At 59.2% G+C, this 23461-nt stretch carries 23 protein-coding genes; 18 read left to right on the plus strand and 5 right to left on the minus strand.

Going from position 1 to position 23461, the window contains the following annotated elements:
* Positions 1-6: 6 nt before the first annotated feature.
* The 6 genes from LCQ44_RS04435 (at position 7) to LCQ44_RS04460 (ending at position 7156) form a co-directional block, all read left to right on the plus strand.
* On the plus strand, positions 7-636 hold the full coding sequence (locus tag LCQ44_RS04435; RefSeq protein WP_225094169.1) for an HAD family hydrolase: 630 nt from the start codon (positions 7-9) through the stop codon (positions 634-636).
* A gap of 346 nt (positions 637-982) precedes the next feature.
* Positions 983-1990 carry a YitT family protein gene (locus LCQ44_RS04440; protein WP_225094170.1) on the plus strand — a complete coding sequence of 336 codons (1008 nt, stop codon included), beginning with the start codon at positions 983-985 and terminating at the stop codon, positions 1988-1990.
* Positions 1991-2209: 219 nt separating this feature from the next.
* Positions 2210-2929, plus strand: coding sequence for a GntR family transcriptional regulator (locus tag LCQ44_RS04445; protein ID WP_117637428.1), 720 nt, complete (start codon positions 2210-2212; stop codon positions 2927-2929).
* 373 nt (positions 2930-3302) lie between these two features.
* Positions 3303-5285 (plus strand): RecQ family ATP-dependent DNA helicase, encoded by a 1983-nt coding sequence (locus LCQ44_RS04450; RefSeq protein ID WP_225094171.1) that lies wholly within the window; start codon positions 3303-3305, stop codon positions 5283-5285.
* Positions 5285-6043 (plus strand): GntR family transcriptional regulator, encoded by a 759-nt coding sequence (locus tag LCQ44_RS04455; RefSeq protein ID WP_225094172.1) that lies wholly within the window; start codon positions 5285-5287, stop codon positions 6041-6043. The genes LCQ44_RS04450 and LCQ44_RS04455 overlap by 1 nt, the downstream gene beginning before the upstream one ends.
* A gap of 144 nt (positions 6044-6187) precedes the next feature.
* Positions 6188-7156: an SIS domain-containing protein gene (locus tag LCQ44_RS04460; protein ID WP_225094173.1), complete on the plus strand. Its 969-nt coding sequence runs from the start codon at positions 6188-6190 to the stop codon at positions 7154-7156.
* 393 nt (positions 7157-7549) lie between these two features.
* Here LCQ44_RS04460 and LCQ44_RS04465 read toward each other — a convergent pair whose 3' ends face one another.
* Positions 7550-8527 (minus strand): L-lactate dehydrogenase, encoded by a 978-nt coding sequence (locus LCQ44_RS04465; protein WP_225094174.1) that lies wholly within the window; start codon positions 8525-8527, stop codon positions 7550-7552.
* Positions 8528-8738: 211 nt separating this feature from the next.
* Between LCQ44_RS04465 and metA the strand changes: the two genes are divergently transcribed.
* Positions 8739-9665, plus strand: coding sequence for a homoserine O-acetyltransferase MetA (metA, locus tag LCQ44_RS04470; protein ID WP_117583845.1), 927 nt, complete (start codon positions 8739-8741; stop codon positions 9663-9665).
* A gap of 23 nt (positions 9666-9688) precedes the next feature.
* Here the strand turns inward: metA and LCQ44_RS04475 are convergent, their stop codons facing one another.
* On the minus strand, positions 9689-10285 hold the full coding sequence (locus tag LCQ44_RS04475; RefSeq protein ID WP_225094175.1) for a 5-formyltetrahydrofolate cyclo-ligase: 597 nt from the start codon (positions 10283-10285) through the stop codon (positions 9689-9691).
* A gap of 44 nt (positions 10286-10329) precedes the next feature.
* Between LCQ44_RS04475 and LCQ44_RS10000 the strand changes: the two genes are divergently transcribed.
* Positions 10330-10458: a hypothetical protein gene (locus tag LCQ44_RS10000; protein ID WP_263634082.1), complete on the plus strand. Its 129-nt coding sequence runs from the start codon at positions 10330-10332 to the stop codon at positions 10456-10458.
* A 216-nt stretch (positions 10459-10674) separates the two neighbouring features.
* On the opposite strand, the gene LCQ44_RS04480 is transcribed toward LCQ44_RS10000, so the two are convergent.
* Positions 10675-13719 (minus strand): insulinase family protein, encoded by a 3045-nt coding sequence (locus tag LCQ44_RS04480; protein ID WP_225094176.1) that lies wholly within the window; start codon positions 13717-13719, stop codon positions 10675-10677.
* 481 nt (positions 13720-14200) lie between these two features.
* Here LCQ44_RS04480 and LCQ44_RS04485 point away from each other — a divergent pair, with 481 nt between their 5' ends.
* The 8 genes from LCQ44_RS04485 to LCQ44_RS04515 all read left to right on the plus strand — a co-directional run bounded on the left by LCQ44_RS04485 (position 14201) and on the right by LCQ44_RS04515 (position 20847).
* Complete coding sequence (locus tag LCQ44_RS04485) at positions 14201-14905, plus strand: GntR family transcriptional regulator (RefSeq protein WP_225094177.1); 705 nt, start codon at positions 14201-14203, stop codon at positions 14903-14905.
* A 135-nt stretch (positions 14906-15040) separates the two neighbouring features.
* The gene (locus tag LCQ44_RS04490) at positions 15041-15460 is read left to right on the plus strand and encodes a PTS sugar transporter subunit IIA (RefSeq protein ID WP_225094178.1); all 420 of its coding nucleotides are present in this window, start codon (positions 15041-15043) and stop codon (positions 15458-15460) included.
* A 71-nt stretch (positions 15461-15531) separates the two neighbouring features.
* On the plus strand, positions 15532-16005 hold the full coding sequence (locus tag LCQ44_RS04495) for a PTS sugar transporter subunit IIB (RefSeq protein WP_225094179.1): 474 nt from the start codon (positions 15532-15534) through the stop codon (positions 16003-16005).
* Between the two features lie 194 nt (positions 16006-16199).
* Complete coding sequence (locus LCQ44_RS04500; protein ID WP_225094180.1) at positions 16200-17234, plus strand: SIS domain-containing protein; 1035 nt, start codon at positions 16200-16202, stop codon at positions 17232-17234.
* Between the two features lie 81 nt (positions 17235-17315).
* Positions 17316-17939, plus strand: coding sequence for a PTS mannose/fructose/sorbose/N-acetylgalactosamine transporter subunit IIC (locus LCQ44_RS04505; protein WP_225094181.1), 624 nt, complete (start codon positions 17316-17318; stop codon positions 17937-17939).
* A gap of 18 nt (positions 17940-17957) precedes the next feature.
* Positions 17958-18089: a hypothetical protein gene (locus tag LCQ44_RS10005; protein ID WP_263634084.1), complete on the plus strand. Its 132-nt coding sequence runs from the start codon at positions 17958-17960 to the stop codon at positions 18087-18089.
* Complete coding sequence (locus LCQ44_RS04510) at positions 18089-18937, plus strand: PTS system mannose/fructose/sorbose family transporter subunit IID (protein WP_055285868.1); 849 nt, start codon at positions 18089-18091, stop codon at positions 18935-18937. The genes LCQ44_RS10005 and LCQ44_RS04510 overlap by 1 nt, the downstream gene beginning before the upstream one ends.
* A gap of 443 nt (positions 18938-19380) precedes the next feature.
* Positions 19381-20847 (plus strand): ATP-binding protein, encoded by a 1467-nt coding sequence (locus LCQ44_RS04515; RefSeq protein ID WP_225094182.1) that lies wholly within the window; start codon positions 19381-19383, stop codon positions 20845-20847.
* Positions 20848-20947: 100 nt separating this feature from the next.
* On the opposite strand, the gene LCQ44_RS04520 is transcribed toward LCQ44_RS04515, so the two are convergent.
* Positions 20948-21439, minus strand: a complete 492-nt coding sequence (locus LCQ44_RS04520) for a hypothetical protein (protein ID WP_225094183.1) — start codon at positions 21437-21439, stop codon at positions 20948-20950.
* 215 nt (positions 21440-21654) lie between these two features.
* On the opposite strand from LCQ44_RS04520, the gene LCQ44_RS04525 reads away from it, so the two are divergent.
* Positions 21655-22434 carry a hypothetical protein gene (locus LCQ44_RS04525; protein WP_225094184.1) on the plus strand — a complete coding sequence of 260 codons (780 nt, stop codon included), beginning with the start codon at positions 21655-21657 and terminating at the stop codon, positions 22432-22434.
* 20 nt (positions 22435-22454) lie between these two features.
* Positions 22455-22715: a hypothetical protein gene (locus LCQ44_RS04530; protein WP_225094185.1), complete on the plus strand. Its 261-nt coding sequence runs from the start codon at positions 22455-22457 to the stop codon at positions 22713-22715.
* 38 nt (positions 22716-22753) lie between these two features.
* Here LCQ44_RS04530 and LCQ44_RS04535 read toward each other — a convergent pair whose 3' ends face one another.
* A complete protein-coding gene (locus tag LCQ44_RS04535) occupies positions 22754-23440 on the minus strand; it encodes a DUF5710 domain-containing protein (RefSeq protein ID WP_225094186.1) in 687 nt (228 codons plus the stop codon).
* Between the last annotated feature and the right edge of the window lie 21 nt (positions 23441-23461).

A 23461-nucleotide genomic window follows, 5' to 3' on the forward strand; every position in this document is an offset into this window, starting at 1 on the left:
ATGCGTATGATCAAGGCGGTGCTGTTTGATATGGACGGCGTGCTGGTCGATACCGAGTGGTTCTACAACCGTCGTCGCGTGGCGTTTATGGAAGAGAAGGGGTTCCACTTTGACGAGATTCCCGATCTTTCGGGGTCTAACGAGCCTGCCATTTGGGAGGCGCTGGTGCCCGACGATATTGAGCTGCGTGAGCGTCTGCGCGTGGAGTACAAGCAGGTCTACAGCCCGGACCATCCCGTTCCGTATACCGAGCTGCTCAACGAGCAGACGGGGCCGGTGATGCGTGAGCTGCACGAGCGCGGCGTGAAGTGCGCCATCGCGAGCTCGTCCTATCGCGAGCTCATTGACGAGCTGGTGGAAATTGCCGGTATCGCCGACGTGCTGGACTACACCATCAGCGGCCACGAGTGCAGTGCGTTTAAGCCCGACCCCGAGATCTACCTGCGTGCCATGGAGGCGCTGGGGGTGGAGCCTGCCGAGTGCCTGGTTATCGAGGACTCGCCTTTGGGCATCGAGGCCGGCAAGCGCTCCGGCGCCCGAGTCCTGGCGCTGCGTCCGCACGAGGGCGTCAACCTGGACCAGTCCGCCGCCGACGTCGTCATCGACAACCTGACCGACATTTTGGCCGCTCTGTAGTGTCAATCCACCGCGAGAAGCACTGGTTCACGCGTCATTTGCGCTTAATTTGGCATCAATTTAGATCCGTTTGGCTTCGATTCGGGCTAAGTGAGTAGACTTTTTGGCGCAGGCCGAGCACAAAGCGTTTCTGACTTAGTAAAACCGCAGGTCACAGAGGTGGCTGTTATTGGCTGTGCTCGGGAGGTCGCGAAAAGTCTACTCACTTAGAATTTGGGCCTTTGGTTGTGGGGTCACCGGTCCCGTTTTGGTTGTCGAGAGCGGGTGAATTGAGGCGCCCTCTGTCGCTCCATGCTACAATCGCCGACATGCCCCACAACTACATCTGCCTTCGAAGGGAGCCTACGTGGCGAACGCCATCGATCAGCTCACGGACCGCGTGCTCGTGCTCGGCCGCCTTACCATCGTCCGCCGCGCTATTACCGCTGTGGCGGTCACCATTTCTGCCGTTCTCCAGACATTTCTGATCCAGGCGTTCATTCGGCCCGCCGACTTGCTTCCGAGCGGCCTTACCGGCGTCGCGGTCCTGCTCGATCGCGTTACCTCGCTCGGCGGCGTTCATATCGACATCTCGCTCGGCATGCTCGCGCTCAACATCCCCGTGGCGCTCCTATGCTGGAGCGGCATTAGCAAGCGCTTCGTCATCTTCTCGATGATGCAGGTTGCGCTCTCGTCGCTGTTCCTCAACATCTTTCACTTCGCACCGTTTTTGGGCGACAAGATCATGCTTATCATTTTTGGCGGCGTGGTCTCGGGCCTGGGCGCTGCCATTGCGCTTAAGTCCGGCGCATCCACCGGCGGTACCGACTTTATCGCGCTGTGGGTTTCCAACCACACGGGCAAGACCATTTGGGGCGTCATCTTTGGTTTTAACTGCTTTATCCTGGCGATCTTTGGTTTTATGTTTGGCTGGGACAACGCAGCGTATTCCATCGTGTTCCAGTTTATTTCGACCAAGACCATCGACAGCTTCTACCGCCGCTATGACCGCGTGACGCTGCAGATCACGACGCGCAAGGCCGACGAGGTCATGACCGCCTATATCGACCATTTTCAGCACGGCATTAGCTGCGCCGAGGTCATCGGCGGATACAGCCGCGAAAAGATGTACCTGCTGCACGCCGTTGTCTCGACCTACGAGAGTCAGGACATTATCAAGCTGGTGTGCGACATTGATCCCGGCGCCGTGATCAATGTGTTCCACACGCTCAACTTTGTGGGCGGCTGGTGGGGCGGTCATGTCGACGAGCCCATGCCCACGGCCGTACCCGATCCCGACAAGCCCGCGCGCATGGCCAGTAGGCAGGCGCGCCTCATCGAGCAGGACAGCCTGCAGCAGGACGACGGCAAGTAGGGTTGTGGCATTTTGCCGGTCAAGCGCAGCCCATCCGTATGAGCCACTCGAAAGCCTCGCTGCTTTCGAGTGGCTTTCGTTTGCCCAGATAAAACCTACCAAAATGAAGCTGTCGCTTTTTGGTAGGGAGGGTGTATCGTTTTATCAATATGAGGTAACATGAAACTAGACGTTATATACGTATTAGTTATTTCGATATTTCGATAAGAGTGATCAGATATGCCCGCGCCCAAAAATGCACCGCTTTACCAGCAGATTTACGATGAAATCAAGGATGCGATCGAGAAAGGTGTTTATGCACCCAAGGAGCGTATTCCGTCCGAGCTTGAGCTAGCCGAGCAGTACGAGGTGAGCCGAATTACGGTACGCCGCGCCGTCGAGGAGCTGTGCTCTGATGGCTACCTGGTTAAGCAGCAGGGCCGTGGCACCTTTGTTTCCACGCCGCACATCAATCGCCAGTTTCACGCCTCGACGCTGCAGACGTTTACCGCGCTGTGTGCCGATAACGGCATGAAGGCCGGTGCGCATGTGATCGATCGTCAGATCGTGCCGGCGCGCCAAAACGAGATGGAGTTCTTTGGTCTGCAGAAGGATGCGCTGCTACTGCATATCAAGCGCGTGCGTACGGCCGACGGCGAGCCCATCTTTGAGGAGAACATCTTTGTGCCGTTTGACGCCTACCGTGAGCTGTTGACGGCCGATCTTGAGGACAAGTCGATTTTTGCCGAGGTCGAGCGTGTTGGCGGAACCCCGATTGTCTCGGTTGGCTACCGCACGGTCGAGGCCGTTCGAGCTAACGCCGAGCAGGCGGCCGAGCTGGGCATTGCTCCGCACGATCCGCTGCTCAACCTGCGTGCCGGCTTTATCGGTCCCAATGGCGAGCCGGTCCTGATGGGTAAGCAGTACTACGTGGGATCGCGTTACGTCATGGTCATGTAGCTCTAGTTGCGCGGTTTTCCAAACCGCGCAACGGCTCGACGCTGCAAGCCCGCCAGAGCGGCAATCTGCCTTTCAACTTCGGCGGCATGACCAGAAGGTCAATGCCGCCTCGTTTCAAGGCACCTTGCTCGCTCTGGCGGGCTTTCGCTGACATTGCCAAAACATCGACTACCCGAAGAATGAGCGTGGAAAATCTCCCGTTTTTGGCTTGGTGACGGGCTTAAAGTGGGAGATTATCCACGCTCATCAGGAAAGTGTCCAAAAATCCACGCTCGTTCGCCTTGGATTGCATCGCCCGTGGCCGGCAGCCGCGCGGCACCGGTCCGCGTGGCGGCGTATAATCGGCGGCAGATGACTTGGACGTTAGGAAACCATGACCGATAGCATGCAGCAGATGGCGCTCGACACGCTCGGCGCCTATTTTGGCTACACCTCGTTTCGCCCGGGACAGGACCGCATGGTCGATGCGATCCTTGCCGGTCGCGATGCGTTGGGTGTTATGCCCACGGGCGCCGGCAAGTCCATTTGCTACCAGGTGCCCGCGCTCATGCTGCCCGGCATCACCTTTGTGGTGAGTCCGCTGCTGTCGCTTATGGAGGACCAGACCCGTGCGTTGCTCGCGGCGGGTGCGCGACCCAGCTATCTCAACTCCAGCCTTACCCCGGCCCAGCAAAACACCGTGCTCAAGCGGGCGCGCGAGGGTCGCTATCAGCTTATGTACGTGGCGCCCGAGCGCTTGCTTGAGCCGCGTTTTTTGGCCTTTGCGCAGGAAGCTGCGGCCGAAGGCGGCATCGGCGTGCCGCTCGTGGCCATTGACGAGGCCCACTGCGTGAGCCAATGGGGCCAGGATTTCCGCCCCGCCTACCTGCAGATTCGCGAGTTCATCGATTCCCTGCCGCAGCGCCCTATCGTGGCAGCCTTTACCGCTACGGCGACCGAGCGTGTGCGCGCGGACATTCAGCAGATGCTCGGCCTGCAAAACCCCGCGACGGTGGTGACGGGCTTCGATCGCAAGAACCTCTACTTTGGCTGCGAGGAGATGGGCGACAAGGCCAAGGCCGCGTGGGTGCGCGACTATGTGATCGCGCATTCGGGCGAGAGCGGCATCGTGTATTGCTCGACCCGCAAGACGGTCGATGCGCTGGCAGGCGAGCTTGCCGAGGCGCTGGGCCCCAGCGGCATTCGCGTGGGTCGCTACCATGCCGGCATGGGCAACGACGCCCGCCGCCAGAGCCAGCGTGCCTTTATCGACGACGACATTCAGGTGATGGTTGCCACCAACGCCTTTGGCATGGGCATCGACAAGCCCAACGTGCGCTACGTGATCCACAACAACGTGCCCGAGAGCATCGAGGCATACTACCAAGAGGCGGGCCGCGCCGGCCGTGATGGCGACCCGGCAAGCTGCCACTTGCTGTGGAACGGTAACGATTTTCGCATGCGCCGCTTTTTAATCGACCGCGGCGATGCCGCCGATGAGGCACTCGACGACGAGCAGCGCGCGTGGGCGCTCCAGAACCGCTACCGTCTGCTCAGCCAGATGGAGGGCTACTGCAATACCACCGGCTGCCTGCGCGAATATATGTTGCGCTACTTTGGCGACGAGGCCGCGGCCGAGCATGCTGCCGCGGCTGGTGCGGGCGCCACCGCCACGGACGAGGCCGAGGGCTGCGGCAACTGCAGCAACTGCCTCACGCAGTTCGAGGTCGAGGACGTCACCGATATGGCCCGCGCCGCTGTGCGCTATGTGGCCACGCGACCCATGCGCTTTGGCAAGTCGCTCATCGCCGACGTGCTCCACGGCGGCAACACCGAGCGCATTCGCCAGATGCATCTGGACGAGGACCGCGGCTATGGTGAGCTGTCGAGCGAATCGGTCGGGCGCATCAAGGACATCATCGGCCAGCTGTGCGGCCGCGGTTACTTGGCCGCCTCGCAGGGGCAGTACCCGGTCGTGGGGCTGGGCCCGCGTGCCGCCGAGGTCGAGGATGAGGCGTTTGCCTTTACCGTTAAGCGTCGTGCGTCCAAGCACAAGGCCTCGGCCCGTGCCCGCCACGCGGTGGATCTGCTGCGTGAGGAGGCCGAGCTAGATCAGCGCCCGCGCGTGGGTGACGATGCCGAGCTGTTCGAGCGCCTGCGTGCCCTGCGCAAGGAGATTTCGACCGAGCTGGAGATGGCGCCGTACATGGTCTTCTCTGACAAGGCCCTGCGCGGCCTGTGCCGCCTACGACCTCAGACACGCGACGAGCTTATCCAGGTCAACGGTATTGGCGAGAAAAAGGCCGATGCCTTTGGCGAGCAGTTTATGGCGGCGATTGAAGAGTTTGAGTCCGAGCATGCACGGGATGGAGCGTAATGATGGCATCCGACGATAAAACCGAGCGCACTGAGGTGTCCGCCGTGCCGCTGTACCAGCAGGTTATGGACGACCTAAAGGGCGAGATCGCGCGCGGCGTGTACGCATCCGGCTCGCGCATTCCTTCCGAGATGGAGCTCGCGAAGTACTACGGCGTGGGACGCATCACCGTGCGCCGCGCCGTCGAGGAGCTGTCGCGCGCGGGGTATCTCAACCGCCAGCAGGGGAGGGGCACGTTTGTGTGTGCGCCCAAGCTCAAACGCAAGATTGTCCAGAAGGGTGACGTTCAGAGCTTTTCCGAGGGTTGCGCCGCCAACGACATGGTGGCCGGAGCACGCCTGGTGTCGCGCACGGTGGTTGCGGCGACGCGCGAGGACGCGGCGTTTTTTGGTGTGGAACCCGGCTGCGAGCTCATCGTTGTCGAGCGCGTGCGCACGGCAGACGGCGTGCCCGTCATGCTCGAGAACAACGCCTTTGTGCTGGCCGACCATCCCTATCTGCAGACGCTTGCCGACAAGGACCTCACGGACAATTCCATCTTTGCGCTCGTTGCCGAGCATTCGGGCCGTGCGCCGCTCAAGTCAGACCCCTGTACGGTGGAGATTGCGCTTGCCGATGCTCAGGCGGCCCCGCTGCTGGAGGTGCCGGTCGGCGAGCCGCTCTTCTATATGGAGGCATACTTTACCGATGCGGACGGGCGGCCCCTGCTGCTCGGACGCCAAAAGATCGTGGGCTCGCGCTACGTGTTCGACATCTAACGTCCATAGATAGAATAACATAGAACAAATTTGGTGAAATGACTTCACGTGCATCGTCGTGCGTGCTATAAATAGGACAACATAGAACGACCGCAGGTACGAGCTGTCGTCGTTCAAAGCCGCCACACAAGGAGGAACATCACCGTGAACGCACATGATCTGGTTCAGGAAATTATCGAGCGCAAGGGCAAGATTGAGAACGTCTTTTGGATCGCCTGCGGCGGTTCGATGATCGACCTGATGCCGGCCAACGAGCTACTCAAGCGCGAGGCCACCACGTTTACCTCGACGGTCTACACGGCACGCGAGTTTTGCCTGATGGCTCCCAAGAGTCTTGGCGAGAAGTCACTCGTCATCGCCTGCAGCCACAGCGGCAACACGCAGGAGGTCGTCGACGGCTGCGAGATGGCGCTGGCCGCCGGCGCCGAGGTTGTCGCCCTCACCGACTGCGAGGGCTCCAAGATCGATAACGGCAAGTGGACCACCTGGGTCTATCCGTGGGGCGAAGGCGTGCCGCAGGCCGAGGTGCCGCAGGGCATCGGCGCCCTGATGGCTGCCGAGCTGCTCGACCAGCAAGAGGGTTACGAGGCGCTTGCCGACATGTACGCCGGCCTTAAGCAGATGGATGCGCTGCTGCCCGCTGCCCGCGAGAAGGTCAACGCCGAGCTAGGCGCCCGTTTTGCCGAGCTCTGCCAGCAGCACAAGTTCTTCTATATCCTGGGTTCCGGCCCCAACTTTAGCCAGACCTACGCCATGGCCATCTGCTCGCTCATGGAGATGCAGTGGCAGCACTGCTGTTACATCCACTCCGGCGAGTATTTCCACGGCCCGTTCGAGGCCACCGAGCCCGGCGTGTTCTATTTCGTGCAGCTCGGATCGGGCGAGTGCCGCCCCATGGAGGAGCGCGCGCTTGCATTCCTCAACACGCACACCGATACGGTCATGGTGCTCGATGCGCTCGAGTACGGCGTGGGCGAGGTGCCCGCCAGCGTGCGTTCGTTCCTGGAGCCGATCTTCTTCTATGCGATGAGCTGCGAGTTGCGCGCCGCCCGCGGCAAGGTGTTCGACCACAGCCCCGAGGTCCGTCGCTACATGGGTATCGAGCAGTACTAATCGAGCGGTATTAAGTTACCGGGATAACAACTTCTCACGTCGGGGCCTACGCTAAGCGCAGGCCCCGTTTGCGTTGCGATGACCGGTTTTGTTTGTCGAAAAACGAAGTCAAATACTTTTCCCGAGAAGTGAACGACCTATTTTGGACCCTCGAAGCATCGACACTTTTTGGCGCCAAAACCGCAGGAAAATCTCAATGAAACTGCAGGAAATGGCTCCCATAAAGTGTCGATGCTCCGGGGGCTCGATTTTGCTCGTTCACTTCTCGGGGAAAGTATTAGACCTAAATGTGCGAGCGTGTTGCATGAGTCGAAAAGCGGGCTGCGCCGGGGATTTCCGGCGCAGCCCGCTTAGTATCGCGCTTAGATTCGTAAGGTTGCGGCAGCCAGCGGCCTACTTTGCGTCGTAGGCCTCGGCGTCCCACCAGTCGAGCTGGGCGATGTTGTCGCGAATGTGCTGGCAGCTCTTGTGGAAGCCCTCGAGCTCGTACTCGGACAGGTCCAGCGTGTAGACCTCCTCGACGCCCTCGGCGCCGATCACGCACGGCAGGGAGGTGAAGATGCCCTCCTCGCCATACTGGCCGGTCATAAGCGTGGAGGCGGAAAGCACGGCGTGCTCGTTGTGAAGCACGGCGGCGCAGACGCGCGCGGCGGAGTTGGCGACGGCGTACTCGGTGCACTGCTTGCCCTGGTAGGTCACATAGCCGCCCTTGCGTGCAAGCTCCTCGACCTCCATGTGGTCGAAGGCGTACTTGTCGGGGTTCTCGGCCTGAAGTTCATTAAGGCTCTTGCCGGCGATGGCCGCGGCCTTAAAGGCTGCAAGCTGGCTAAAGCCGTGCTCGCCGATCATATAGGCGTCGATGGACTTGGGGCTCACGCCGACCTTCTTGGAGATCTCGGTGCGCAGGCGGGCGGAGTCCAGGCCGCAGCCCGAGCCGATGATCTTCTTGGGATCGTAGCCGGTCAGGTGCCACAACTCGGTGCACACGACGTCGCAGGGGTTGGAGATGCTCACGAAGATGCCGTCAAAGCCGGCGTCGACGATGCGCTTGGCAAAGGTGCGGGCGGCATCGGTGGTAAAGAACAGCTCGCCGTCGCGGTTGCCGGCGGCCAGCGCGACCTTGCCGGCGGCGTTGACGATGACGTCGCAGCAGGCCAGCTCCTCGTAGTGGTCGTAGCAATTGACGATCTTGGTGTTGTACGGGACAAACGAAAGGGAGTCACGCAGGTCCTGGACCTCGGACGTCACTTTGGCCTCGTTGATATCGCACAGGTACAGCTCATCGGCAATGCCCTGCATAAGTAGGCTGTTGGTGACATGTGCTCCTACGTGGCCCTGGCCGACCACGCCGATCTTACGCGTCTGGAACATATATGTATCCTTTCGACCGAGTTTTTTGCGTCGGACCATTGTAGCGTCCAGCTGTCACTTTGCTAGGCTAAAGCGCCATAGATTTTTTGGGCATGCCTTAATCTCTACTTTTGGAGTGATTTGGGCCGCTGACGGCATCGCTGGGCGATGCGCTCGCGCGGATGGGGCCGGTCGTTGTACCATAGCTGCAACTGACTCGTAAGGAGCATCCATGCCCATTCGTATTCCCGACGCCCTCCCTGCCGCCGCGCAGCTCGAGAGCGAGAACATCTTTGTCATGACCGAGTACCGCGCGCTGCACCAGGACATCCGGCCGCTGCGCGTGCTCATCCTCAACCTCATGCCCACCAAGATCGCCACCGAGACGCAGATCATGCGCAAGCTCTCCAACACGCCGCTGCAGGTGGAGGTGGACCTGCTGCGCACCAAAACGCACGAGGCCACGCACGTGAGTGCCGGCCACCTGGAGACGTTCTACCGCACGTTCGACGACATCCGCGACATCCACTACGACGGCCTGATCATCACGGGCGCGCCGGTGGAGCAGATGCCGTTCGAGGAGGTCGACTACTGGCCCGAGCTCTGCCAGATCATGGATTGGTCCACCACGCATGTGCACTCTACGCTGCATATTTGTTGGGGCGCGCAGGCGGGGCTCTACCATCATTACGGTATCCAGAAGTACGATCTGCCGGCAAAGGCGAGTGGCGTGTTCGAGCATTATCTGGTGAAGCCGCAAAGCCCGCTGGTCCGCGGCTTTGACGACCGTTTCTATGCCGTGCATTCGCGCAACACCGATGTGCGCCGCGAGGACGTGGAGGCCGAGCCGCAGCTTGAGGTCGTGGCCGTGTCCGACGAGGTGGGCCTGTACATCGTCAAGTCGACCGACAGCCGCCGCTTCTTTGTCTTTGGCCATCCCGAGTACGATACCGACACGCTGCGTTTGGAGTACGAGCGCGACGTGAAGCGCGGGCTTAACCCTCAGGTGCCGGCGCATTACTTCCCGAACGACGACCCCACCGCCGAGCCGCGCAACGTCTGGCGCAGTCAGGCTCAGCTGTTCTACACCAACTGGCTCAACTACTACGTCTACCAGACCACGCCCTACGACCTGGCCCGCGCCGGCGAGGAGCACTAGGCCGTCGGGATGTGCGTCAGCCGTTAGGCGCTGATGATGTGGGGTAGCGGCAGGTCGTGGGCGTCGGTGGGAACGTGGTCGACACGCTGCTCGTCAAAGGCGATGCCGATGATTTGGCATGCGGGCGAGAGCATGGGCAGGTAGCGGTCATAGCAGCCGCCGCCGTAGCCCAGGCGCGCGCCGGCGCGGTCGAAGGCTACGAGTGGCACGACGACCATGTCGAGGGCCTCGGCAGACACGATGGGGAAGCGGTCGCTGTCGATGTCCATGGCCGCGAAGGCCCGCGTGGGGTGGGCGATAAACGGAGCCGCGGACGCATCGCCGCCGGCAACTGCCCGCATGCACATGCGCTGGCCACAAGCTGCGGCGTCTGTTGCCGAGAGTATGCACGGATAGGCCACGCGCCAGCCGCGTTTGGCGGCCGCTGCGGCAAACGCGGCAGGATCGACTTCGGAACCCATCGCGGCATAGGCGGCAACGGTGTGCGGCGTCGCGGCATCCAAGCGATCCAACAGCTCAACAAGCCGCGCACAGATAACGGCGGACTTCGCCGCCCGCACATCCAAATCAATCGCATCGCGCCGAGCAATCGCCGCCCGTCGCAGCTCAACCTTATCCATCCCAGCCTCCTCTAGCAAACCTGCCAAAAAGGGACAGGTTTATTTTGGCAGGTTTTATCTGGGCAAACACCCAAACCACCACACAAACCATTGCAAAGGGGGCAGTTCATGGACACCTTCGTGGTGGTTTTGACGAAGAGCAGGTGTTCGCGGCGGTTTGTCTCGATCTGTAACATTAACTCGGCAAAAATGGGCCTAGCTGTTACAGATTGAGACAAAGGGGCGGCGCCATTCGGAAACGTCTCGATCTGTAACATCTGGGGCCAATATTGCCGCCTAGATGTTACAGATTTAGACAAACTGGTGGGACGGGGTGAGCTGCCCCACCCAAGCAGCGGCAAAAGAAAAAGGTAGATTTTCAGGCATGTCCCAAAAATCTACCTTTGTGGTTAGCTGAGCAGGTCGACGACGTTAAAGCCGGCGTTGCTCTTGGCGATGACGTCTCGACCGCCAAAGACGCAGGTTGGCGACTCGGCTGCGATTCGCGTCACGTCGGCACCGAGCGAGCGAAGCTCACCGGGCGTGGCGGCGAGCATCTGGGCGCGGCGCTCCTCGCGTGCATGCGGATCGAGCCCGGCCAGGTAGGTCGTGTTGCGGCGTTTGGTGAGCGCGTATGGCTTCACTGGCGCGTCCATGCCACTCACGCAGCTTACGATAAAGCCCTCAAAGGCGGCCTCGTCGGGCTCAAAGCTGCCGAGCCATTCGCCTGCGCGCGCAACGCGCTCAATCGAGGGGTCGATTGCCGGGTCGCGGTAGGTGTAGAACGCCGTCTGACGCTCGCCTGCCGCGCGGAATCCGCAGCCGTACGCGCCGCCCTTCACGCGGATCTCGTTCCACAGATAGTCGTAGGAGAGCGCGTTGGCGGCAACCGCCCAGGCGCCCGTCACGTCGATGCCCAGGCGACGCGGGTCGCACGCGCTTGCCGCAAAGCAGATGTCGCTGGGGATGACAAAGGCCTCGTGGCGGTCGCGCGGCTCCGGTACCACGAGCGTGCCGCTGCCGGCATCGGCGCCGTCGCCAGCGCCCAGCCCCAGATCGTCCGCGGCGGCCCAGTATGCGTTAAAGTCCTCGTCGCTGCCGGTAAAGCTCGCCATGCAGCCATCGGCCACAAAGATGCGGCCTGCCAGCTCGGCAAGTTTGGCGCGCAGGTCATCCAGTCGCTCGTCAAAGTGGTCGAGCAGATCGCGCAGGAACAGGTAGAAGTCCACGCCCGAAAGCTGCTCGCGCACCATGGCCGAGGGCGAGCTGTAGCTCATCGCGCGACCGAGTGCCGCCGAGTGACCGTTGTTGATAAAGCCCTGCTCAAGTCCAATGCGAATCTGCGTGAGCACGTCGCGCACGCGGTCGGCGTCGGCATCGAGCAAAAGCGTGCTCGACCACACCTCGCGCGGCAGGCTCGCTAGCGCATCGATCTTCTCGGACAGGGCGCCGGCGCTCACCAGCAGGTAGGGACGCACACCGTCCACGTCGGGCTGGGTCATGACCTCGGTCGTAAAGCTCAAAAAGCCCAGCTTGCCGGCGAGCACGTTGTCGAGCTCCTCGGCCGAGTGCTCGCTCGTGGGCAGCTGTTTGAGCAGGCGGCAGAGCAGCGTCACATAGGGCAGGTCCTCAAATGCGACGCAGCTCAGGTCGAAGTACTGCATGGCGTAGGCCAGACGGTTGGTGGGGATGCCGTGGCGCAGGCAGGGGATGGGCGCAGTCGTGTCCACGACCAGCGGCGGCTCGGGGCGCGCCTCGCCAATGTCGGAAACGCGCAGGTGCGGTAGCGTGGCCTTGGCCTCGAGCGTGTCCTCGGCCTCCTGTGCGGCACGCAGCACGGCCGTGCGCTCGACCACGTCGGCCAGCTCGGCATTGGTCATGGCGTCGCGCTTGGCTGCTAGCTCGGCGGCCTCGGCACCCTCTGCGCCCTCGGCGGCGTCCACCGGCACCAGCTCGACCAGCGCCATATGGTCGTTTTCCAGCACCAGCTCGCGCAGCAGGTCCTCAAAGTAGCTGCCGTCCAGCTCGCCACGCAGCTCCTCGTACACCGGGCCGTACTTGAGCGCCAGCGTCGCGGCGTCGTCATCGTAGAGCCAGGTGCTCAGCGCGTCGCACGCAATGGCCACGCCGTCGGCGATACCGTAGTCGCGCTGGCGCAGGTCGTACTCGTTGCTGCTGATGATGGCTTCCAGGCGCTCGCGCGGAACGCCGTGCTCGCACAGGTCGCGGCAGGCGTCTTGGAACACACGACGCAGCTCGCGCGCCACGCCGGGCTGCGCGTTTTGCAGCATGATGAGCTCGTAGGGCTGCAGGCTCTCGGCTGCGGTGTAGCTCACCACGTTGCCGCCCAGGCCCGCTGCCAGAATGGCCTTCTTAACCGGCGCTTCGTTGGAGCCCAGCAGCGCTTCGAACAGGATGTCCGCCGCGATTGTGCGCTTGCGGTCGAGCGCGCTGCCCAGCACAAGGCCCAGGCCCACCAGGGCGTTTTCGGGCGTGGTGGCCATCTCGACGCGCTTATACTCGCAGGTCACGGGCGCTTGCACGCCCAGCGGATTGGGTGCCAGCACGGACGGGTCCTCGCCGGCGGCAACGGCGGCGTCCATGCGGCGGCTCGCGGCACTCGGTTGCGACAGATAGCGCTCGTCCAAAAAGGCCAGTGCGCGGTCCACGTCCAGGTCGCCGTAGAGCGTGATGTAGGAGTTGGAAGGATTGTAGTGGCGCGCGTGCGTGTCCAGGAACTGCTCGTAGGTGAGCGAGGGAATCGCACGCGGGTCGCCACCGCTCTCGTGCGCATAGGCGGTGTCGGGGTAGAGCGCGGCGTTGACGGCATCGTCCAGCACGCTCATGGGGTCGGACAGCGCGCCCTTCATCTCGTTGAACACCACGCCGTTATAACGCAGCGTGCCCTCGCGCAGGCTGGCGGAGCTGCCGTCGCCCTCGCTCTCGACGCCCTCTGGCAGGTCCAGCTCGTAGTGCCAGCCCTCCTGCTCAAAAATGGTGGGCTTGGTATAGATGGCCGGGTTGAACACCGCGTCTAGGTACACGTCCATCAGGTTGTACAGGTCCTGCTCGTTGGTGGTGGCAACGGGGTAGATGGTCTTGTCGGGGTAGGTCATGGCGTTGAGGAACGTCTGCATGGAGCTCTTGATCAGATCGACGAATGGCTCCTTGACGGGGAACTTGGCCGATCCGCACAGCACCGAGTGCTCAAGAATATGGAACACGCCGGTGGAATCGGCCGGCGGCGTCTTAAAGCCAATGGCAAAGGCCTTGTTTTCGTCGTCGCACGCCAGGTACAGCAGGCGAGCGCCCGAGGCAGTGTGGCGCAGCACGTAGGCGTCCGAGTCGAGCTCGGGCACGGTCTCGCAGCGCTCGACGGCAAAGCCGTGGCAGGTGGTACCGGGCACCAGCAGCGCGGCAGCAGCGGCGCGCGGGTCGGTTGAGGTAGTGGACATATGTAGTCTCCTTTGACGCCCCAGCGGGGGCGAATCGAGTCGAATCCTCGTGAGTATACCCATATGGGGCCCTCGACCAATCTGCCGCACGAGCGTGGATTTTCGGACACACGAGCGTGGAAATTCGGACGCCCGCCAAATAGCAGTGGATTTTCGGACGAAATCGGCCGCCAAAAGCCTAGAAACCGTCCAAATAACCACGCTCGTGCGTCAACTACGTATCTCTCACCTCACATTCATCTCTACGACGAGGGATGAATGTGAGACAGGTAGAAGATAAAAATCAATCGGCTTATCGGATGCATATACCGCCATCAGATTGAAGTTGTATGCGGAAATGGATGGACTCTACACCGCTTACGCAAAATAACCCCTCGTTTGCTAAAACATTATAGGAAATGGCGTGGAGTGCTAAAAAGTTCTAATACAATATAAGCCATTTATCTATAAGCTGCTGATTTCTTGTAAAGGTATGGTTGATATGGTTGAAGCAAATAGCGTTATCCCCCTGTACAAACAGATTGTTCATGCGCTTTCTGATTCGATCGCCAACGGCACGTACCGCCCGGGAGATAAGCTCCCGACCGAGGCGGAGCTTATCGAGCAATTTGGCGTGAGCCGAATAACGGTTCGCTCCGCAATTAAAGAAATGGAAGATGCTGGGCTTGTTGAGAGGGCCCGTGGCAAGGGCACGTTTGTTTCGTCGGACACGCAGATGTATGCCGCGGACGACCGTGAGAGCTTTACCCATTCGTGCCAGCTTGCGGGCAAACAGGCGTCTACCAGGGTTCTCGAAATGGGCTGGGACTTCCCAAGCCTGCGAGACGCGAAGTTCCTGGGCGTAGACGATACCCAAAAGGTATTGCGTAGTCGTCGTCTACGCCTTGTGGATGGCAAGCCCACGATGCTGGAAACCAATAGCTATTCCGCTGCGCTTTCTTTTTTGGAGCATGAGTCCCTCGATGATTCGCTGATGGCGGTACTCGATCGCCAGGGGATCAAGATGGGCCCCAACACGCGTACGCTCGAGGTCTGCTATGCGAGCGAGCTCGAGGCGGCATACCTTAACGTGGAGCTGGACTCTTCGCTGCTTCTGTTTGTCGATAGGCGCTATGCCCCAAGCGGCGAGCCGCTCTTCATCTCCCGTCAGGTGTACTGCACCGAGCGACTGAAGTTCTACTTGTAAATTAGAGATAGATTGGTCGATTTACCGACTAATTGTTACCGTTCGCGGATTTGGAAAATAGACACGCCGCGTAGGGTAGATTGCTAATATACTTTGTTATGACAATATAGTACGTCCTATTGGTATTGGAGAACTATGAATAAGATATTGCTAGCGAGTCATGGTTATCTCGCCCAAGGCATGAAAAGCTCTCTGGAGATTCTGATGGGCACCAACGACCGAATCGAGTGCCTGTGCGCCTATGTCGATGACGATTCAAGGGACGTCGCGGCGTTGATTGATGCATGGATGGAGACGAGGGACCCTGCCGACTCTTGGTTTGTCGTGACTGACATCTTTGGCGGCTCTGTAAACAACGAATTCATTCAGAGGCAGACTGCCGAATCGTTTACGTTGATCGCCGGAATGAACTTGCCGCTGCTGGTGGAAATGGTTACACAGCTGGACTCCCTGGATGCGGGCAAGGCCAAAGCCGCGGTCGAGGGATCGCGTTCGTTTATTCAGCTTTGCGAGGCGGCGGACATGCTTGCCGGCGCCGAGGAAGAAGATTTCTAGTTAGTTCTGGTTCGAGCCCTAGCTAAGGGTCACACCTGTCATTCCCTTTATCACGTGCGGAGATGATAACGATGATTAAGCTTACGAGAGTTGATTACCGACTGATTCACGGCCAAGTTGCCATGTCCTGGACTCACGCTTTGGATGTAGATTGCATCCTGCTTGCCAGCGATGCTGTGGCAAAAGACGACATGAGGAAGGCGGCCTTGAGACTCGCCCGCCCCAACGGCGTTAAACTCGTCATCAAGGATGTTGACGCTGCTATCGAGGCGCTCAACAGCGGCGTTACCGACAAGTATTCGCTGTTTATCATCGCTGAGACGATTGAAGATGTCTATCGTCTCGCTAAGGGTTGCAAAGACATCAAAGAGATCAATCTGGGTGGAACCCGAAAGACCCCCGAGACCACGCTTCATCCGACCCCTGCAATCTTCGCGACCGAGAAAGATGCCGAGCATATCCAAGAGCTCCTGGGCGATGGCGTGGCTATCGAAATCCGTCAGGTTCCCAATGACGCTAAGGTGTTTGCCAAGGACGTTTTTTAGCCGAAAACATGCTGGTGTTCGGCATTTATTGAACCGATGCTCTATGTCTATGCCCGTCGATCATTTGATCGGCGGGCTTTTTATTAAAGAAAAATCAAAAAAATCTGAAATAGTTCTTGCATAGTTAGTTATATAAAGTATTATAACGTCATGGGATGAATGAAGGGTTCATCCAAGTGAGTTAGGAGTAAGGGATGTTCAATTTCGATGAGCCTCGTTACGAGAAGGTTGTGAGCGATGCCCTCGCTCTCCGTCCTCAGATTGAGGCTGCCGTGGACGAGGTCTGCGAGCAGGGTTATTCCAACATCTTCTTCATCGGCTGCGGCGGCACCTGGGCCCACACGCTCCCGATGAAGTATTGGGTCGAGACCACCACGGCCGACGTCGACGTCCACTGCGAGATCGCCGCTGAGTTCCTCGCGTGCCCGCCTAAGACCTTCAACAAGGATTCGGTCTGCGTCTTCTCTACCCGTACCGGCACCACCCCCGAGATCATTGAGGCTGCCAAGTTCTGCCAGGAGCAGGGCGCCCGCACGCTGATGTATGTCTCCAACGACAACACTCCGGCCACCGAGTACGCCGATTACAAGTTCTTCAGCTTCGCCGAGGACGACGTTCTGTGCGAGGCCATCTACACCTACCAGATCACGCTGGTCGCTCGCTTCCTCAAGAACGCCGGCGCCTTCCCCAAGTACGACACCTTCATGGAGGAGTTTGGCAAGATCGCCCCGTTCCTCATCAAGGCCAAGGACGCCCAGGACGAGCGTTGCGCCGCCATGGCCGAGGACTTCAAGGACACCGACTACCACATGGTAATCGGCTCCGGCATGCTCTGGGGTGAGGCCTACGACTACGCCATGTGCATCCTCGAGGAGATGCAGTGGATCAAGACCAAGTCCATCCACGCCGCCGAGTTCTTCCACGGCACCATCGAGCTGTGCGAGGAGGGCACGAGCCTCATCATGCTCTACGGCGAGGACGACACCCGTAAGCTCATGGACCGCGTGGACAACTTCACTCACATGCTCGCCGACGAGAAGGGCGTCAACGTCCGCGTGAACAAGTTTGACACCGCCGAGGTCGAGCTGCCGTTCAGCGACCCCGAGTTCCGCAAGATCGTCTCCCCGATGGTCACCTATACCATCACCGAGCGTCTGAGCTGCCATCTCGAGCACGTCCGTAACCACCCGCTCACCACGCGTCGTTACTATCACCAGATGAACTACTAATCCTCTCAAATTGCTGCGATTGTCTGCAGGCGAGCTGCGCAGAACGCCTCGCTTGCAGACCTATTTCTGGGGTTGATCGAAATGGTTGTCCAGTATCTTCTAGTTGCACTGGTCGCATTTATTGCGTCCATGGACGAGCAATTATTTGGCATTACGATGCTTGGTCGTCCGCTGTTTACGAGCCTGTTTGTCGGCTTGATCCTTGGCGATGTCCAGCAGGGCGTTATCGTCGGCGCTGCTTTGGAGTCCATGTTCATGGGCGCCATCATGGTCGGCGCGGCGGTTCCTCCAGAGGTCTATGCTTCCGGTGTGCTTGGCTGCGCGTTTGCCGTCATTACGGGTACGGGCACGGCAACTGCCGTCGCGCTCGCCCTTCCCGTCTCCGTCTTCCTTCAGGTGTGGCGCAACTTCTGCTACGCCGTTCCGGGTGCCTTTGCCTGCAAGAAGATTGAGACCGCTCTGGCAAATCGCGATCTTGCCAAGGCGAATCTGTACCATCTGACCATCGTGCCGCTGTCGATTGGCATTCCGTCTGCACTGCTGGTGTTTGGCTCGCTGTTCTTTGGTGCCGACCTCATCAACAATGCGCTCAATGCGATTCCGCAGTTTGTGATGGACGGCCTCAACGTTGCATCCGGCGTCATGGTCTGCATCGGCTTCGCACTTCTTATCAGGACCATGGGCGATAACAAGCTTCTTCCCTAGCTGTTCCTGGGATTCATTATGGTCATCTACCTCAAGATGGACGTTGTCGGCGTCGCCGCAGCTGCCATTTGCGTCGCGCTGCTCCTGGCCTTCCGCGAGGGTTCGTCCGGTCCGCAGGCGGTTGCTGCAGATGAAGAGGAGGACTTCTAATGGCTACCCAGAACACCGACCTCAAAGAGGCCAAGAAGGATGCGATTATGACTCCCGATATGTATCGGAGCATGTTCCTTCGCCAGTTTACGAGCCAGTGCTCGCAGTCGTACGACAAGATGATGGCAATGGGCTTCATGTACACCATTCAGAAGCCCCTGCGAAAGATCTATCCTAACGACGACGATTACTATGCGGCGCTCGATCGCCATACAGAGTTCTTTAACATCACGCCTCATGTGCTTCCGTTTGTAGCCGGCCTAACGGTTTCGATGGAAGAGCAGGCGGCTGCCGATAAGAACTTTGACACGTCCTCGATCAACGCCATGAAGGTTGGTCTCATGGGGCCGCTTTCCGGCATCGGCGATTCGTTCTACTGGGGTACGTTCCGCGTGGTCGCCGCCGGCATTGGTATCGGTATCGCTTCGACGGGCAACCCGCTCGGCCCCATCGTGTATGCGCTCATCTACTCGGTGATTAACTTTGCAACGCGTATCGTCGCCGCCCATCTGGGATACGACTTGGGAACCAAGTTCCTGCAGCAGTCCGAAGAGAACAACCTTATGTCTCGCATGACGCATGCAGCCGGTGTCCTCGGAATGACCGTTATCGGCGCCATGATTGCGGCGCAGGTCTCGCTGTCCACGGCTTTGACCTTTGACGTGGGTGGTTCGGAGATTGTCCTGCAGGATCTGTTCGATTCGATCTTCCCCGGTCTGCTGCCCTTGCTGGCAACGTTCGCTTGCGTTGCCCTGTACAAAAAGGGCGTCAAGACCATTTGGATTATTATTGGTATCTTCGCGATCTGCATCATCGGAACGGGTTTGGGAGTGTTCGCAGCGGCGTAATGTTGACTGCCATGCTCGCGCGTTGGATAACTAACTGACCGTTTGATAACGGGGCTCGGCGTAAGGCCGGCCCCGTTTTTTGTTTGAGGGATTTTCCGACCGTCCAATAGTCCAGGCCCATGCATCACTCACGTATCTCTCATCTCTCATTCGTCTCTAATACGAGAGATAACAGATAGATGAGAGATAAATATGAGAGATAAATATGAGAGATAACAATGCTGCAAAGAGACGGGCAACCATGGTATTGTCTCAATATAGATTGTTTTACCAGCAACAACATGTTTAAATGAAACAGATGACAGACATCTTATCTTTCATCTCTCACTCATCTCTAATATGAGAGATAACAGAAAGATGAGAGATAATTACGAGAGATAACTGAGAGACGAGGGAAATCTATCCGCGGCATTCTTCGCAGAACCGAGCGAAAGGACGTGTAGATGAACGAAAACGAACTGACCGGTCTGCTCGAGTCTTTAAGGCGCATGGGCTCGGACGATCTTAACGTCGAGGTCAAGGAGAGCGCCACGACACTTTCCCGCGACGTATGGGAAACGGTCAGCGCTTTCGCAAACACCGCCGGCGGCATCATCGTACTCGGAGTGAGCGAGCACGCGGGTTTTGTCCCAGTTACAAACTTTGAGACCGAGAAAGTGCTCAACCAATTCGTGGCGGGCATGGGCGATGCCGGCGGTCGCGGAAAGCTGGCCAATCCGCCCAAATACACTATTGAGCGCGTGGAGCTCCAGGGCACCGTGGTTCTGGTCATCACGATTGAGGAGCTCGACCCGTCGAGCAAGCCTTGCTATGTCATAGAGCGGGGCGCTCAAGGTGGCAGCTACAAACGCATCGATGACAAAGATGTCCCGCTTTCGTCGACCGAGGTTTTGGCACTGTCGTCATATGAACGGACGAGTCCTAGCGATCGCGATGCGGTGCCCGGTACGAGTGTGGGCGATCTCGACGAGTCGATGGTCGACCGCACGATAGAGCGTGCCTATTCGCTGACGCCTCGAGCGATGCGCGGTGCGGCGGACAAGAAGACAAAGATGGAGCGTCTGAATTTCCTCGACTTCCAGGGCAATGTTACCAAGGCCGGCCTCCTTGCCGCGGGCGTTTACCCTCAGCAGTTCTATCCCAAGCTCTTCATTGATGTGGCTGTCCACGTGGGAACTCAAAAGGGAGCTGCGGGGCCACTAAGGTTTATGGACCGCACAGTCTGCGAGGGCACCCTAGGCGAGATGATTTCGGATGCCGTCGCAGCTGTCGCCAAAAACCTGCGCCGCATCTCGACCGTCCAAGGCGTCTCGCGTGTCGACTCGCTGGAGATTCCCGAGGAGGTTCTGCGCGAGGCAATCGCCAACGCCGTAATCCATCGAGAATACGGGGATCGGTTCTGTGGACAATCGATTGCCGTCGACGTCTTTGACGATCGTGTCGAGGTAACGAATCCTGGCGGCCTTTACGGGGGAAAGACTCGCGAGAACTTGTTTGACGGCAGCTCCCGATGCCGTAACGCGACGCTCGTGAAACTCATGTCGATTGTCCCGCTTCCGGATGGCGCAGGTTCGCCGGCTGAGGGCAATGGCTCGGGCATCCCGATGATGATCGATGCCATGCGCGCGCATGGTCTGGCCGAGCCCCTGTTCTGCCCGGGGTTCGATCGGTTCAAGGTCGTACTTTACCGTTCAAAGATCGAGCCGGTCGATCATGGCGGGGGCTTAATTGTGACGGCACTCAAACATTACGGCGAGCTGGGGACGCGTGAGCTGGCAGAACGCACGGAGCTTACAATTTCCCAGGTTAGGTCGCGCGTCAACGCGCTCATTGCTCAAGGCGAGCTTGAGCCCACGGCGCCGGCGACGAGCCGCAACCGCAAATATCGACTATCAGAGCGCGTGGAATAAATGCGTTAGTGGACGAGGCAACCCAATAATTGACCCTCAATTGGCGCCCACTAAGGTAAAGCGGTTGTTGCTCAGTCGACGGTGATGCTAAAGACTCGGCTTACGCCGGCATGGCCCCGAACCCGTCCATCAAGAACAGCCTAAGAACCAGCTTGATGACATTTCCCGGTTTGACTTCAGCCGTGCCAAAGACGTGACGCTCGGCGAGCTCACTGCAGTATGCATAGATGTCACGGATAAGGTCCGCGCCCGAAAGCGTAAACATGTAGCCTACGTCCGAAAGCGCATTGGGCGCGGCGGGCAACTTGGCCATGTGGCAGAACGTTTGCAGGTCGGGCGCCATAACATTCTGGTAGTCGAGGTGGCCGCTGGCATCCTGTGCGGCAAGCTCCAATTGGCGCACAAAATCCAGCGCCGCCGCTAACACAAAGCTCGGCGTAGGCGCATTGACGTCCTGAGTGGTCGCCACAAGCCTGCCCGCCGCCTGCGTGACAAGCCAAGCGACCTCGCGCTGGCAACGCACGGCTTTGCGCGTAACCGGCTTGATGGACGAAGAAGAAACACTCCCCTTAGGCGGATTCGAAGCAGCCACAAAAACCTCCCATGAACGACCCGGCCCAACAAGCCCGGATGAAACACGTGCTACATCAGTATACAGGGGAGTGGGGTAGCGGGGTACAAGCGCGCCAGCGGCAAACCGAGAGCATCAACGATGTGCCGATCGCGGAATGAGATCTCGTAATAATTGACTCTCGGCCATATTATTGAGGGGTATGACTCGCGTTCGTATGGTTGTAGGTGCTGGCGATGAACGACATTGACCTTGCTGTTCCGTTGATGGATGGACCAAGCTATGACCGTGCCTGCAGTCTCGTGCCTTCTGAATACGTTGAGGCATGGGAGTGGTTTCTGGGTGAGGAGCAGCGCGGCGGCGTTTGGACCAGCCTTCCGCACCACACCAAGGAAGATAGCCCACAGTATCAGTATCGTTTGAGAATTGGCTCGGACTTCTTTCCCGTAACGCGGGATTCAGGGATCTTCTGGCCGGGCCAGGATCGGGTGAAGCAAGATCCCAATAAGACCTTTGCGCTTTCGGTCCATAACTCTAAAAAGAGCTTCTACACCGATGTGCCTCCGCTCTATTTGGACGATGGTACGTGGGTCATTAAGTACTCGGTTCAAGCGCCGGGTACCGTTGGTTCTCGAGACCAGAATTACAACCGTAAAATGCTCAACTGCATGGAATGTGGCGTTCCAGTCGGAGTCATATTTGCAACCGAGGTGGGCTATAAGGTGCTCGGCCTTGCGTTTGTTGAGCGGTTCGAGCCCGAAAACGGCTGGTTTGTTCTGCATGGTCCCGTTCATAAAGGCGGGCCTGACCCTCGTTTTGCGTCCGACATGAGCTATCTGAAGCGCATACCCGTCGATATTGAGTTTGCCGGACAGGGTGCGACCGACGATGAAATTTGGTTTTGGCGGTCTTTTAAGATCGTGTTGTTTGATCGGATCGCGTGGCGATGCAATTTCGCGCGCACTTGCTGGTGCATGCTCTTCCTGGTTTCAATTACGGGAAGGGAGCGAGCGTGAGCTGGCGAGGCGATGTCGTGATGGGGAAGTACGGAAAACTGCCGCGTGCCCTTATCGACAACAATATGTTTCCGAGCGTAGAGGTTGATTGCGAGTCGTTTGTCGTCGCCTGTCCTTGCTGCGGCTTGCAAATACCGTGTCTCGACATTCGGTTCATCGATGCGCGCGACAGGCTCAGCGACGAAGTGAGAAAACGGACAGGCGTTCATATGCCGGTGTACCCGGAGAAATGCCCTGTTTGTGGCCTCGATATCGTGTACGACGCCGGCGACGAGGGATAGGTGATGCGGAGGAGCTGACTGTGAAGGCCTCTCCGTCCCTACAAATAAATCCCCTCACCGAGCTGCTTGTGGAACTCGGCGTGATGGTCGCGTGCCCAGGTAAAGAGCGCCTGGTCAAAGTCGGTGCGCGTGGCTGGGATGCCAAAGACGCCGGCAACTTCGACGCGCACAAACTCCAGTGCCGGCAGCTTGTTGATGGCAGTGAGGGCAAACGGGGACGAGGGCTCCTCGAACAGATAGCGGCTGCCTTGCAGCGCGTTGCAAATGGTGCACGTGTTGCCGAGCGACGGGGCTTTGGAGGCTCGCGCGCCTACGGGCTTGTAGCCGCAGCGCTTATGAAGGTAGTCGCGGATCTCGCCCGGCACGCAGCCAAGAGCGGGCACGATGGCGAGTGCGTTGGCGTTGGCCGTGTCGATGGCAATGTGCCCGGCTTCGTTGGGCGCGTGAGCGATGGCGATGCCCTTGTCGTCATCGGTTCGATAGGGAATGCCGAAGGCCGCGACCGAGGTCTCTTTGTGACACTTCCAGCACTCGCGCTTGCCCAGTACTAGATATATATACGGCGCTGAGGGGTCGGATCGGTCAACACCGGGCAGCCACTCGGCAAAGGGCTCGGGGTTGACGCCGCTGGGTACATACCAGATCTTCTTGGTCCGGTCCCATTTGGCGCCCAGCGCTTTGGCTTCTTCTTTGTGCGAAAAGGGGACATCGAGCTCGGTGCGCATGGCGGCTCCTTGGTGCTGCGG

The organism is Collinsella aerofaciens, assembly GCF_020181355.1.
In the GTDB taxonomy this organism is placed as follows: domain Bacteria; phylum Actinomycetota; class Coriobacteriia; order Coriobacteriales; family Coriobacteriaceae; genus Collinsella.